Source organism: Vibrio sp. KUL80, assembly GCF_059725495.1.
The window spans coordinates 220,317-234,035 of sequence record NZ_AP045842.1 but is presented as its reverse complement, the minus strand read 5'-3'; the positions used below and the strand labels follow the sequence as shown (position 1 = coordinate 234,035).

Annotated in this window: 16 protein-coding genes; 11 read left to right on the top strand and 5 right to left on the bottom strand. The window is 45.1% G+C overall.

The features are described 5' to 3' along the window. Positions 1 to 4: 4 nt before the first annotated feature. The 11 genes from AC6I8U_RS17685 to AC6I8U_RS17635 all read left to right on the top strand — a co-directional run bounded on the left by AC6I8U_RS17685 (position 5) and on the right by AC6I8U_RS17635 (position 8,830). Entirely contained in the window at positions 5 to 1,477 is a 1,473-nt protein-coding gene (locus AC6I8U_RS17685; protein WP_498019117.1) for a cobyric acid synthase, read from the top strand. Continuing rightward, on the top strand, positions 1,477 to 2,808 hold the full coding sequence (locus AC6I8U_RS17680) for a cobyrinic acid a,c-diamide synthase CobB (protein ID WP_498019116.1): 1,332 nt from the start codon (positions 1,477 to 1,479) through the stop codon (positions 2,806 to 2,808). The genes AC6I8U_RS17685 and AC6I8U_RS17680 overlap by 1 nt, the downstream gene beginning before the upstream one ends. After that, complete coding sequence (locus AC6I8U_RS17675) at positions 2,805 to 3,410, top strand: histidine phosphatase family protein (RefSeq protein WP_498019115.1); 606 nt, start codon at positions 2,805 to 2,807, stop codon at positions 3,408 to 3,410. The genes AC6I8U_RS17680 and AC6I8U_RS17675 overlap by 4 nt, the downstream gene beginning before the upstream one ends. Further along, positions 3,400 to 4,047 (top strand): histidine phosphatase family protein, encoded by a 648-nt coding sequence (locus AC6I8U_RS17670; RefSeq protein ID WP_498019114.1) that lies wholly within the window; start codon positions 3,400 to 3,402, stop codon positions 4,045 to 4,047. Before AC6I8U_RS17675 ends, AC6I8U_RS17670 begins: the two co-directional genes overlap by 11 nt. 14 nt (positions 4,048 to 4,061) lie before the next feature. Next, on the top strand, positions 4,062 to 4,829 hold the full coding sequence (gene cobS, locus AC6I8U_RS17665) for an adenosylcobinamide-GDP ribazoletransferase (RefSeq protein ID WP_498019113.1): 768 nt from the start codon (positions 4,062 to 4,064) through the stop codon (positions 4,827 to 4,829). Positions 4,830 to 4,850: 21 nt separating this feature from the next. Next, a complete protein-coding gene (cbiM, locus tag AC6I8U_RS17660; protein ID WP_498019112.1) occupies positions 4,851 to 5,447 on the top strand; it encodes a cobalt transporter CbiM in 597 nt (198 codons plus the stop codon). A 17-nt stretch (positions 5,448 to 5,464) separates the two neighbouring features. Continuing rightward, complete coding sequence (locus AC6I8U_RS17655; RefSeq protein ID WP_498019111.1) at positions 5,465 to 6,049, top strand: NikL family nickel/cobalt ECF transporter subunit; 585 nt, start codon at positions 5,465 to 5,467, stop codon at positions 6,047 to 6,049. Next, on the top strand, positions 6,040 to 6,816 hold the full coding sequence (locus AC6I8U_RS17650) for an energy-coupling factor transporter transmembrane component T family protein (protein WP_498019110.1): 777 nt from the start codon (positions 6,040 to 6,042) through the stop codon (positions 6,814 to 6,816). The genes AC6I8U_RS17655 and AC6I8U_RS17650 overlap by 10 nt, the downstream gene beginning before the upstream one ends. Before the next feature lie 14 nt (positions 6,817 to 6,830). Next, complete coding sequence (locus tag AC6I8U_RS17645) at positions 6,831 to 7,502, top strand: energy-coupling factor ABC transporter ATP-binding protein (protein ID WP_498019109.1); 672 nt, start codon at positions 6,831 to 6,833, stop codon at positions 7,500 to 7,502. A 28-nt stretch (positions 7,503 to 7,530) separates the two neighbouring features. Continuing rightward, positions 7,531 to 8,316, top strand: coding sequence for a DUF4198 domain-containing protein (locus AC6I8U_RS17640; protein WP_498019108.1), 786 nt, complete (start codon positions 7,531 to 7,533; stop codon positions 8,314 to 8,316). A 163-nt stretch (positions 8,317 to 8,479) separates the two neighbouring features. Continuing rightward, complete coding sequence (locus tag AC6I8U_RS17635; RefSeq protein WP_498019107.1) at positions 8,480 to 8,830, top strand: DUF3147 family protein; 351 nt, start codon at positions 8,480 to 8,482, stop codon at positions 8,828 to 8,830. Positions 8,831 to 8,933: 103 nt separating this feature from the next. Here AC6I8U_RS17635 and rhaD read toward each other — a convergent pair whose 3' ends face one another. From rhaD to AC6I8U_RS17610, 5 genes are read right to left on the bottom strand one after another with little or no spacing between them, the layout of a single operon-like run. Next, the gene (gene rhaD / locus AC6I8U_RS17630) at positions 8,934 to 9,758 is read right to left on the bottom strand and encodes a rhamnulose-1-phosphate aldolase (protein WP_498019106.1); all 825 of its coding nucleotides are present in this window, start codon (positions 9,756 to 9,758) and stop codon (positions 8,934 to 8,936) included. 22 nt (positions 9,759 to 9,780) lie between these two features. After that, on the bottom strand, positions 9,781 to 10,107 hold the full coding sequence (gene rhaM, locus AC6I8U_RS17625) for an L-rhamnose mutarotase (protein WP_498019105.1): 327 nt from the start codon (positions 10,105 to 10,107) through the stop codon (positions 9,781 to 9,783). Between the two features lie 4 nt (positions 10,108 to 10,111). After that, entirely contained in the window at positions 10,112 to 11,122 is a 1,011-nt protein-coding gene (locus AC6I8U_RS17620; RefSeq protein ID WP_498019104.1) for an ABC transporter permease, read from the bottom strand. A gap of 18 nt (positions 11,123 to 11,140) precedes the next feature. Further along, the gene (locus AC6I8U_RS17615) at positions 11,141 to 12,124 is read right to left on the bottom strand and encodes an ABC transporter permease (protein WP_498019103.1); all 984 of its coding nucleotides are present in this window, start codon (positions 12,122 to 12,124) and stop codon (positions 11,141 to 11,143) included. Next, positions 12,121 to 13,629, bottom strand: a complete 1,509-nt coding sequence (locus tag AC6I8U_RS17610; RefSeq protein WP_498019102.1) for a sugar ABC transporter ATP-binding protein — start codon at positions 13,627 to 13,629, stop codon at positions 12,121 to 12,123. The genes AC6I8U_RS17615 and AC6I8U_RS17610 overlap by 4 nt, the downstream gene beginning before the upstream one ends. Positions 13,630 to 13,719: the final 90 nt, after the last annotated feature.

Genomic DNA, 13,719 nt, shown 5'->3' with positions numbered 1-13,719 from the left:
GTATATGAAACCAACATCGCAGGTCGTTATGGTACAAGGTACCACTTCAGACGCAGGAAAGAGTGTACTGTCTGCCGGTTTATGCCGAGTCTTGGCAAGGAAAGGGATAAGTGTTGCGCCATTTAAGCCTCAAAACATGGCTCTGAATAGTGCGGTGACCGCGGATGGCGGTGAAATCGGGAGGGCGCAGGCTGTACAAGCGCATGCTTGTGGCATTGAACCAGTGACGGATATGAACCCGATTCTACTCAAACCCAACACGGACATTGGAGCGCAAGTTATTGTACATGGTAAAGCACTGACTGACATGGATGCGCGCACCTACCATGCATTTAAACCCAACGTTATGAAGTATGCTGTGGAGTCATTTCAACGTCTTAAAAGTCAGTACCAAACGATTGTAATCGAAGGCGCCGGAAGCCCTGCCGAAATCAATCTTCGAGAGCACGATATCGCCAATATGGGATTTGCTGAGAAAGTGGATATCCCGGTAGTCATTGTTGCTGATATCGATCGAGGCGGTGTCTTTGCTCACCTTTACGGAACATTTGAGTTGTTGAGTGCTTCCGAAAAAGATCGAGTTGTTGGTTTTGTGATCAATCGTTTTCGAGGAGACGTCTCACTGCTAGAAAGTGGACTTCGTTGGTTAGAAGACAAAACAGGCAAACCCGTACTAGGTGTTCTGCCATATTTACATGGTCTCATGTTAGAAGCCGAGGATGCGATTAATGTGAACCAACTCCAAGAGGGCAAACCACAACTAAAGGTAGTGGTACCTGTTTTACAGAGGATCAGTAATCACACTGACTTCGATCCCCTACGAATGCATCCCAATGTTGATTTAGTTTTTGCTCCTAAGAACCAGCCTTTACCCAAAGCGGACCTTATTGTCTTGCCTGGTTCAAAAAGCGTCCGTAGTGACATCGCATTTCTTCGAGAGCAAGGGTGGGATAAGCAAATCGAACGTCATTTGAGGCTGGGTGGAAAACTCATCGGTATTTGTGGTGGTTATCAGATGCTTGGTGAGTTGATTTCAGACCCACATGGTATTGAAGGGCCATGTGGTCAAAGTCCCGGCCTTGGGTATTTGCCATTAACGACAGAACTCCACGAAAGTAAGCAGCTCAAGCAAAGTCATGGAACGTTGACGCTTCCCAATCAAAAAAGTGTCAAGGTCACTGGTTATGAGATCCATGCCGGAATTACCGAGGGTGTCTCGAAGCACGCTCCCGTTCAGCTCGCGAGTGGACCAGATGGTGCCGTGGGACTCGATAACCAAATATTTGGAACCTATTTGCATGGCCTGTTTGAATCCAGTGATGCATGTGCCGAGATATTGAAGTGGGCAGGCTTAGAGCAAGCAAAAGGAGTGGACTTCGAAGCCCTTCGCGATGAAGGCATCAATCGAGTCGCCGATGCAATAGAAGCACATCTGAATTTGAGCGTGTTGTGGCCCGACATGGAGGAGTTTGATTGATGACAAAAGTGGCGTGCCCAGCATTAGTCATTTCAGCCCCGAGTTCCGGCAGCGGAAAAACAACGGTTGTCGCGGCAATAGCGCGTTATTTCACGAATCAGGGGAAGGACGTCAGGGTATTCAAAACAGGTCCTGATTTTATCGACCCTGCCTTTTTAGCTACTGCTTCTAAAAACGCGGTCTACCAATTAGATTTTTGGATGTGTGGTGAGCGCCATTGTAAACAACTCATTGCCCAAGCTGCGTTGCAGGCAGATCTTATTCTTATTGAAGGGGTAATGGGGATGTTTGATGGTCAGTGCTCGAGCGCTGATATTGCCGCGGTATTGGGTATCCCGGTACTCGCAGTGATAGATGCAGGGAAAATGGCGAGTACGTTTGGAGCTGTTGCCCATGGGTTAGCAACGTACAGAAATGACATTGATATGTTTGGAGTATTTGCCAATCGAGTTGGCTCAGAAACGCATTCGCAAATGTTAAGTCAGTCTCTGCCTGGTGATCTCAAGTATTTTGGCTACCTTCCGAAGCGATTAGATATCTCACTGCCTGAGCGACACTTAGGTTTGGTGCAGGCCCAAGAGCTGGTCGATATCGAGCAACGTCTAGATCTTCTCGCCGATTTGATTGGTCAAAGTGGACATTTGTCGTTGCCCCCTTCAGTTTGCTTCGAAGTCCAATATGATGAGCCAGCAGCCATGTGTCTTGAAGACGTTGTTATTGCTATTGCCAAGGACAGTGCGTTCAGTTTTATCTATCAAGCTAATATTGATGTGCTGCGACAGATGGGTGCGACGCTCAGCTTCTTCTCTCCGATAAGAGGGGAAACCTTGCCAATCTGTGATGCGCTGTACCTTCCTGGAGGGTATCCGGAATTACACCTAACAGAGCTTTCACAAAATACGACCCTAATAAATCAGATCCTTGAGCATATTCACTCTAACAAGCCTGTGCTTGCTGAATGTGGCGGGATGCTGTACCTGAATAAGAGTCTCACTAACGCTGACGGCAGATGTGAGGAGCTAGTTGGCGCGTTAGATGCGCATTCAACAATGCAAACCAAGCTTGCTGCACTGGGATTAGTAGAGGGAGATCTGGAGCCTGACAATAGCTTGAGAGGGCATACCTTTCACTATTCAAAAACAGACTCGTATGAACAGGTCATTTGTCGGCCCGGTTCTCAGCGAGGAAAAATACTCGATCCAGTGTGGGTAAAAAATCGCGTCGTTGCTTCATATGTTCATTGGTACTTCCCATATAACTCGCAACTGGTAGGAAAAATATTTCGCGGAGAGTTGGAGCACGAATTGCAAGCGGAAGTCGGAATGCGATGATGAAGCTTATTTTAATACGCCACGGACAAACAACATGGAACCTTGAGGGACGCCTGCAGGGGTGGTTAGACAGTGCACTGACTCCGGAAGCTGTCGACGCTGTTCAAACTATGGCGCTTCCTAAATTGTCGAGTCCAACTCTATACAGTAGCGATTTAGGCCGAGCGGAGAAGACTGCGATGATAATTGCTAAACGTTTGGGGCTTGATTTAAAGACCGACTCACGACTGCGTGAACGAAGTTTTGGCCGGCTCGAGGGAGAGCTGATTGGTCGCCAATTCATCGACAACAGTGTGGACTCTCACTCTGCTTGGAAGACATATCATTCTCGCTATAAAGCTCCCGTGGGTAATGCGTTCTGTATCGAAGATGAGAGAACATTTGAGGATAGAGTACGGTGTTTTCTCAGTTCAATCAATCATCAGTCGCCCAGCAGCGAGGTCATTGTCGTATCGCATGGCGAGTGGATCCGTGCTTGCAAAAATATTTTGAGTGGAATTCCTGCCTGGCATGAAGGTGATGGCGTCACATCTAATAATACTGTGGTCACTTTTGATATCGACCGTGTTGACGTTCCGGGAGGTCTATTGCATGTCGGCTGACAAATCTCTTGCTATTACGCGAATCGCCTTACTGAGGCATGGCATTACCTATGGTGAAACTTGCTTTCGAGGTTCGACTGAGTTTTCGTTGACTCAGGTAGGTCTACAGCAAATGCGCAGCGCCACTGAAAGCATGAGTGGAATCGATCATGTTATCAGCTCTCCTTTAAGCCGTTGCCATCAGTTTGCAACGGAGTTCGCCAGCAGGTGTGGCATTGAATTGTCGATAAATGAGGATTTTCGAGAACTCGATTTTGGGGATTGGGATGGCAAAGAGAAGCAACTGGTTTGGAATGAAGAGCAAGATCAATTGTCGGCCTTTTGGAACGACCCATGGGATTCGACTCCGCCGAATGGGGAAACGCTCAAAGCGTTTGACCGACGTGTCCAGTCAGCGTGGCATAAAACGATAAGGCAACATCAAGGACAATCACTTCTGGTAGTGACTCATGGCGGAGTAATCAAACAAATCCTCCGGTATCTACTTGAAATGCCGAGAAATGCGTTTTATCTGCAACGACTAAACATTCCGTTTGCTGCGCTAATTCATGTGTCGATTTATCAAGATGAAGCCGGACACCTTTGGCCAGAAATACTGTTCCCTGGGTTTGTCGACAAGATCATACAGCGCGGTTAATAGGTGAAGTGAGCATGCAAGAAAGAATCATCAGAGAGTGGCAGTTGTACCTACTGGCGATAAGCACATTTACAAGATTACCTGTTTTCAGAAACGTTCCCTACAGCGAATCTCGACAAAATGAATGCTACAAGTACGCCGGTTTAGTTGGGCTGGTTGTTGGAGTCCTGAGTGCAATAGCGTTTTATGCTGCGGATCTTCTTTGGACAAAAGAAGTCGCAGTTGCGATCTGTATGGTCGTAAGCATCTATTGTACAGGAGCTTTCCATGAAGATGGCTTTGCCGATACATGTGATGGATTTGGAGGTGCATTCTCTACTGAGCGTAAGCTGGAAATCATGAAGGATTCACGGGTGGGTGCTTATGCGTTGATCGGGACGATTATGATTTTACTTTTTAAGTACGCCACATTAATTGGTAGTGAACAGGTCATAACGAGTTTGGTCATTGCACATGTACTCAGTCGAACTGTTGCTGTGTCCTTTTCTCATACACATAAGTATGTGAGGGACCCAAGGTCCTCCAAAGTGAAGATTTCTAGTCAAACAAATTCCCAAAACGAACAAATAGTGCTCTTGCTGGTGGCACTGTCGATTTCCGCGAGCCTCCTTTCGTGGGCACATTTTGTAGGGTTATTTGGATGCTTATTCATAATCAGGTGGCTGCTTGGTCGATGGCTCGTCAGTCATATTGGAGGATACACAGGGGACACGTTAGGGGCTGTGCAGCAGATCTCGGAAATAGCTTGTTATTTATATTTACAGGCTGTGTTAACAGCCTAAATTCTGAGCTTTGGAGCAAATATGCATATTGTTGATGGAGTAATAAGCATGCCAGTTTTGGCTGCAAATACAGTGATAGCCGTGATTGGCTGCTACTTGGGGATGAAACATTTGAAGGATAGCAAAATCCCACAAGCAGCAGTGATGACTGCCTGCTTTTTTGTTGCTTCCTTGGTTCATGTGCCCGTTGGCCCTTCTAGTGTGCATCTCATATTTAATGGATTGCTGGGACTGCTATTAGGATGGAGTGCATTTCCTATTGTACTAATTGGTCTTCTTCTTCAAGCGGTATTCTTTGGGTTTGGTGGTTTGACTGTACTCGGTCTAAACGCAGTCAACATAGCGTTGCCTGCTGTCATTATTGGCTTCGCACTAAGGCCAATGATTCATAAGACGTCACCCATCATTGTTGGTTTTCTCAGCGGTTGCGGTGCGGTGCTGCTTACCAGCTTATTTGTTGCTCTTTCACTTGCGCTGTCTGGTGAGGTATTTCTCAACAGTGCGGCATTGGTGCTCGCCGCACACCTTCCGGTTGCAATTCTCGAAGGGGTGATTTGTGCTTATGTTTTGCATCTTCTTCTTAAGGTCCGTCCGGAACTGGTGGTTCAAAGGACTTAAAACTTTGGAGTTTAGAAATGAATATTGAGAAACGATTGAAATGGATAGTAGCCTTTGCCGTTTTACTAGGAGTGCACACTTCTGTGTGGGCTCACAACATGCGGATGTCAGTCTACATTGAGGGTAGCAATCTCGAAGGTGAAATTTACTATGTTGGGGGAGGCAATGCCGCAGCAAGTGGTGCTGCTGTAGAGCTAATAGCATCCGGTGATGTGATAAACACCACAACAACTGATGAGGATGGCCTGTTTGTCTTCAGTTCTGTGCCTCCAGCAGACTACCTCGTCAGGGGTGATGCAGGACAGGGTCATGTCGCTACGTTTGATGTCAAACAAAATGAGTTTCTTGACATCGATTCAGCTACGGATATTACACAAAACAATCAAGGTGAAAACGCAGTAAGTGTGCAGAGTGAGCTTAGTGAGATTAACGCACAGCAACTACAGGTTGCGATCACTAAAGCGATAAGGCCTTTACGCGAGCAAATTGACCGTTACGAAGCAAAGACTCGTTTTCATGACATCTTGGGTGGTATTGGATACGTTTTTGGTCTCTTTGGTTTGTTGGTGCTGATTAGGCAGCGGAGACAGCTATGGACATAATTATCAGTGGTGGAGTTCGTTTAGAACGTTCTGATGCATCACCTACCCATACACGAATACTTGTAGCAGTAATAGCAATCACTTGTTTGGTAATGTCAGATACAGTCACGGCTTTGGGAGTATTCTTTGCGTTAGCAACTTTTATGTGGTGGCAAAGTCCTCTTAGTTTTCAAGCGGGTTTAAAGCGTCTGCTATTGATAGATAGCTTGATTTTCTTGACTATTTTACCCCTCCCTTTTTCATTTGTGGGCGAACAAGCAATTACAGTAGGTCCTTTGACGTTATCTGAGATTGGGCTAGTTAAAGCTATCGAGGTTTTTATTAAATCGACGTTGTCAGCCACTATTATGATCACGCAGCTAAGTGGTGTGACAGAGATAGAATTGGCGAATGCTCTGCAACGCTTAAGAGTCCCTTCAAGATTCATCATGTTGCTTCAGTTTACGGTACGTTACATCAGTGTTATGCACCGGGAACTATCTAAAATGAGACTCGCCTTGAGAGCACGTGGCTTAGGGCGAGGGCCAAGTTGGCATAACTGGAAGAGCTTTGGCTATCTATTTGGAATGTTATTTGTCAAAGCATTAGCTCGCGCTGATCAAATCTGGTTTGCAATGAAGTGTAGAGGTTATAGAGGATATTTTCCTAAACGGAAAGTATCGAGCAACGAAGTGTTCTTTGATCAAGCGTCACTTATCATCCTCAGCATTTCTTTGGTTTTTCTTGTGGCGGACAGTTGTCTTTTGCTCCCTGGGTATCGGCTGTAGGTTAGGAGAATATTATGAACACCCTTATAGAGCTAAGTGATATCTGTTATCAGCGTTCGAATGGTCAAATTTGCGCCAACAAACTTCACTTTCGACTGCAAGCTGGTGACAGAATTGCCATAACAGGGAGCAACGGAACGGGAAAAAGTACCCTCTTTCAGATCATGCTTGGTTTATTGGAGGGGGTCACAGGAAAGGTAGAACTGTTCGGGGAAGAATGTTTGTCCGAGAAAGACTTTGTTAAGCATCGTGTTCAGATTGGCTATTTGTTCCAAGATTCAGATGACCAACTATTTTGCCCAACGGTAATGGAAGACGTGTGTTTTGGCCCAATAAACCAGGGTTACAGTCAAAAAGCAGCCGAAAGAATGGCCTATGAAACTCTTAGAGAGTTAGGCATTGAGAGCCTAGCGCATCAAGTAAGCTATTTACTCTCTGGCGGACAAAAAAAGCTTGTCTCACTGGCAACGATTTTAGTGATGAAACCTAAGGTACTGCTACTTGATGAACCCACCAATGGACTAGACGAAAAAAATTATCACATGCTGATAAACATAATTAATACAACTCAATTACCCATTATCTTGGTAAGTCATGATCAAAAGCTCAGGAAAGCATTGACCAATACTGAATATCAGTTATTAGACGGGAAGCTAATGGCTTCTCAGGATTTTGCTACTAGTTAAGTATCATTTTTTTAGAGAAGGAATAATCATGAAAAAAAACGCAATTGTTGCATCGGTACTAGCCTTAGCGGTTTGTGGTCCGGCATCCGCACATTTTCAGTTGATGTACACGCCGACATCGCAGCTAGACAGACCAGAAACGATAGACATGAAGTTCGTGTTCGCACATCCAATGGCAAATGGACATGTGATGGATATGGGGCAACCTGAAGAAGTATTTGTTGTATTTAAAGATACCAAAACGGACGTTACCAAGAATTTAAAACCAATCACATGGACTGGACCTTCAAATCAAGCAAAAGCTTATGAACTAACCTACAGCGTAAAGCGCAGCGGAGACTACTTGTTCGGTTTCGTGCCAGAGCCTTATTATGAGGAAACTGAAGATATCTATATTCAACAGATCGCTAAGAGAGTTATCAATCGAGGGGGGTTAGATAGCGGCTGGAATGATTCGTTAGGTCTGAAAACCGAGATCATACCAATGAATAAAACTTATCAGATCTTTGCGGGGAGCACATTTACAGGGCAGCTTCTTTCTGAAGGCAAGCCTGCTGCTGGCATTGAGTGTGAAGTAGAGTTTATCAATACAAAAGTGGACACTCAGTCCAACTCTTTTTCGAAGGAAACGCTTCGAGATGAACCCACTTCAGCTATCGTTGCTGTCACTGATGATAACGGCATGTTTACATTTGGTATCCCTGTTGCCGGTAAGTGGGGTTTCGCATGTCTTGGTGCGGGCCCAGATACAGAATACCAAGGAAAAGAGCTCTCTCAAGATGCGGTCCTTTGGCTCGAAGTCGAAGATATTTAACGGTTAAGCTACTATCCATAAGTATGCCTTGTGATGGCATAGTTATATAGCAACCCCATACTATTTGCTTAATAATGCGCCTTTGGCGAGGGTTAGTTGTGCCCTTAGTTTGTCAAAGGCGCTTATTTGAAAATCTATTTACATCGTTAGAGAGGGTTATAAGATGTCTTGGATAATAACAAAGTATGTGCTTACGGCTACGGTTGTTGTTATTGTTTCCGAGGTGGCTAAAAGGAGTGACAAGGTAGGGGCGTTGATTGCATCATTACCTTTGATCACTATTTTGGCTATTTTCTGGATGTATGTGGAGGGGCAGGGAAAAGAGAAAATCGCTAATCATGCCTTTTATACGTTTTGGTACGTGATTCCAACGCTGCCAATGTTCTTGATTCTTCCCTGGCTACTGAATAGGTTTTCATTTTGGCTGACATTGAGTGTTTGTATGCTTGTCACAGTAGTTTGTTTTATTGCTGTAGTATGGCTAGCGAAAAGTATCGGCGTTAACTTATTCTAGTGGACGAAGTAGGGTTAGTCATAGCGGACTAAATTTTTTTCTATGTCGTTTTGGTGGAGTAAAAAGGGGGCGCGAAGGGCCCCCAAACATTGCCTGTCATACCCTACAAATTAAACGTTTCTTTAAGTTCCTGCATGTCTTTATCGCTTACGCCTTCTGGAACAAACCCAGAGGCTAGACAGCCCAAGAATAGTTTAGCGCCTTTATTAGCCACATCGATATAGTCAAACGCTACCGCAGCATCTTCGCCAGTCGCTACAGCACCGTGTTTTTCCCAAATTGCCACATCATATTGCATTAACTTTTCTGTGGTGACATCTGCCATAGTTTGGCTGCCAGGCATACAGTAAGGGACGATACCAATACCTCTAGGTACGAACGCCCTCACTTCCGGAAGCATTTGCCAACACGCGTAAGTATATGCTGATTCATTACTCGCGTAATCAGGATGGTGGGATAACATGATGAGTTCTAGTGGGTGAGTGTGAACAACACATCGGTCATTTGACCCAGCCTTTTGCTTTGCCATGATAATCTCAACGTGTGAGATGAACTCACTAGTAGGCGCAAAGTTTGGATCGTTTCGTCCACCCCAAAGCAAGTGATAGCCTTGGGCATTGTCGTCGATCCTCAGTATACAGCCTGCAGAATGCGGAGAGACTAACTCACGAATACGTTCACCAGTGCCTTTTACGTAGAAAATATGTCCAGCACTTTCTTTTGGAAAAGCAAAGTCACCGACAGACGTTAGCTCCTTATGTGGAAATGTCGATAGATCATACTCAAAATCGCCAAAGATCTCCGTAATATCGACGGAGATGTTGCCACCATTGCGCTCGGCCCACTCACGCTGCCATAGATATGTCCCAACTTCTGAAACTTTGCGGATCTCTTCTAATACAGCTTCGTTTAACGCGATTTCTTTCATAATTCAGCCTTAATATTGCAGTTTACGCCATGTAGAAGACGTTCTTAAGTTCTGTAGAGACGGGAGAGTTATCCTCGTTCGTCTCCATTAAAGGTTTCATATATGCCCACCACTTTTGGCAGACTTCCGTTTTAACTACTTGAGCCCAACGCTCCTCACTTTCTATTTCGACATACGCAAACAGCAGTCCTCGCACCTCATCCAAATAGATTGAGTAGTTTTGTGCACCATGTTTTTTTAGAACCTCGATGAGTTCGGGCCAGATTTCGTCGTGACGCTTTTTGTATTCGCCATAGCACTCTGCATGGACATACATTAGAGACGCTTTTTTTATGTGAGCATTTGTCATTAATTTATACCTTTAGGCTTTGTTTAATCAGTTTGAATGCTCTAGGTAATGCGATGACGCTAATCAGCATGCAGCCGATGATGATTGACATAACGATTCCAGGAACATTAAGTAGCCCAAGCCCAACCGTCACTAACCCCATGACAAACACTGAAATGACAACGCCGAGAATAGTGCCTGAGCCACCTAGAATGCTCACACCTCCCAAGACAACCATGGTTATGATGCTAAGTTCCCAACCAAACGCTATGGTAGGTCGTGTACTTCCAAGTCGTGAGGTCAACATGATTGAAGCAACACCACAAAAGAATCCAACCAAGCTAAATAGAATGAGCTTATGTTTTTTCACATCGATCCCAGAATAATAGGCCGCAGTTGGATTGTTGCCGATGGCATAAGTCTTTCGCCCAAAGTTCGTTTTTTGCAGAAGCACATAGAAAAGGGCGGCTAGAACAATGAAGCAAGTGAACTCAAAGCTGATAACCCAGAACACATAACCTTGACCAAAATAACTGAATGATTCCGGATAGTTACGAAGTGCTTGGTCGCCGAGTAGAATGAATGTAATCCCTCGGAATAAAGACATCGTACCGATCGTAACAACGATTGATGGAATGTTTAGTCTGGTAACTAAGAGTCCATTGAACATGCCACATAGCGTGCCGACAGCCATACCAACTAGACAGATAACAAAAACACCTGAGCCGGATTGAGCTGCGAACCCCATTGCCGTTGAGCTGAGCGCTATGATTGACGCAACAGAAATATCAATTTCGCGAACAATAATCACCAGTGCTAATGGCAGCGCGATGATGGCCTTCTCAGTAAAGTTAAACGTCGCATCGGATAGTGACCACGGATTAAGAAAGTATGGGGATGCGATACTATTTACGATGAAAATAATAACAGCAATACCGAATAAGAAGCTCTCCCAAGATAAAAGCCAATTAGGTAGCTTCTTTGGGGGCTTATTTAGAGGGCTATTATTAATCGATTGTCGATTTGTATTTTCCATTATATTTCCTCACCTTATTCAGGATGCATCTTGAACGGCCTTACGAAGAATAATTCTTCCAGGTCTACGTTCTGATCGTGAGTTGGCGATAACGGCAATAATGATTACCGAACCAGAGATAGCCATTTGCCAGAATGGTGAAATACCAATGACTGGAAGGGCGTTGTTAATGACGCCAAGGAATAGGGCACCTAACAGGCATCCCAAAACCGTACCGGATCCTCCAGCGATACTTACGCCACCAATTACACAAGCGGCGATCACTTGAAGCTCGAAACCATTAGCGATATCAACATAGGCAACCGCGTAACGAGATATCCAAAGGTAACTGGCGATACCGCCCATTAACCCAGAGATAGTAAAAGCAATGAACTGCTTTTTACCCACATCGACACCGATATAATATGCGGCGGTAGGGCTGTTGCCCGCTGCATAGATTTTGCGACCCAATTGTCGATGCTTAGTAAAGTAGTACATGCCGCCTACCGCAGTGATAGAGGCCCAACCTAATAAAGGGAGGCCTAGCAGTTCAAATCGTGGGATACTCAAAAATGTCTCACTCATCTGGTGAGCGTTGATCCATGCCCCTTTACTGATTAGGAACACCGCACCACGATAAATACTCATCGTTCCCAAGGTGACTACAATGGCTGGGATCTGCATCTTCCAAACCAAAAAGCCGTTAAACATGCCTAATAGTGTACCTATGCCGGCACCTAGTACGATTAGCAGTGGGACGGGAAATCCTGGATAAACATTGTTTATCGTCGCTAAGATCATTCCAGTTAGTGCAACATTTGCAGCGACGCTTAAATCAATGCAACGCGTAATGATAACCAGCATCTGACCAAGCGCGAGAATAATCAGAATTGATGTATCGTTGTAAACCGAAAAAAGGTTACTTGCTGACAGAAAATCGGGGACAATTAGCCCAACCAAAATTAGTAGGCTAAGCACCACGACTCCAAGTTGTGCTTCCCTGTTCTTTAGAAGTTGTTTCATGCCGTTTCCTCCAGTACTCCTGTTGCAGCGCTCACCAAAGCCTCGGCGCTGAACTCTGAACGTGAAAACTCTTTAACCTGTAGGCCTTCTCGCATTACGATGACACGGTCAGCCATTCCCATAACTTCTGGTAACTCCGATGACACCATGACCACGGCCAACCCTTGACCTGTGAGTTCAGACATAAACTCATGAACGGCAGCTTTGGAGCCAATATCAATACCTTTTGTTGGTTCATCAAGAATGATGACCTTAGGCTTGGTCGCCAACCATTTACCAATGACCACTTTTTGCTGGTTACCACCAGAAAGGTTTTCAACTTTTTCATGCCAATCTGGAGCTTTTACGCGCAGGCGTTTTGCGTATTGGTCCGCGAGTTCGTATTCTCGCTCTTCATTAAGTATTGAGTTTGGATTAACGCGGTCGAGTTGCGGAAGACCGATATTTTGATATATAGGGAACTCTAGAACGGCACCTTGACTCTGACGCTCTTCCGGAACGTAGACGATACCGGCTTTGATTGCATCTGACGGAGAGTTGATCGATACCGTTTTACCATCAATCTTAATGGTGCCGCGACTATTTTTAGTCACTCCAAAAAGGGATTGCATCAGCTCGGTTCGACCTGCCCCAACGAGTCCATAAAAGCCCAAGATTTCACCCTCTTTAAGGGCAAAGCTGATATCGTCGAACTCGGTCGGGTGACTATATTCATTGACTTCAATAACGGTTGAGCCTAGCTCTGCGTCTACTTTGGGGTAGGCGTTGTCGATAGTTCGACCTACCATCATAGCGACGAGTTGTCTCTCTTCGACATCTTTAATTAAGCCGCTATTGACATAGGTGCCATCCCTGAACACAGTGAACCGCTGTGCGATTCGATAGATTTCGTCAAACTTGTGGCTGATAAACATGATTGCGCAGCCCTTTGCTTGCAATCTATGCACAATTTCATAGAAATCTTCGATTTCTCGGTGTGACAACGCTGCTGTTGGCTCATCGAGGATGACCACTCTGGCATCGAATGATAATGCTCGAGCTATCGCTACCATATGGCGCTGTCCGATGCTGAGTTCCTTGAGCACTTTATTAGGGTCTAATGGCGCATCAATTTCTTTCAAAATTCGATTGGACTCACGCTCCATTCCTTTCCAGTCAAGTGTGCCAGATGGGTGCTTCATGTAGTGACCGGCAAAGATGTTTTCTGCAACAGTCAACTCATCAAAAAGAACCGTTTCTTGATGTATCGCCGTGATTCCGAGCTTTCGAGCATCATCTGGATTGCTTAAGGAGACTTGCTTATCATCGAGATAGAGCTCACCTGCTGTAGGTTGATGAATACCGGTCATTACTTTGACCAGAGTAGATTTTCCTGCACCGTTCTCGCCTACTAATGCCGTGACTTCGCCGGGATATAGGTCGAGTTGAACGTTATCCAGAGCTTTCACACCAGGGAAATGCTTACTGATATTACGTAGTGAAAAAATGGGTTTGGCTTTTGACATTCCTTGCCTCCATTAAAAACGGTTCTATTGAAGAGCATGTTCACATTACCAGTCGAACACGCTCTTCGACGTCATTTCAGACTTCAATGC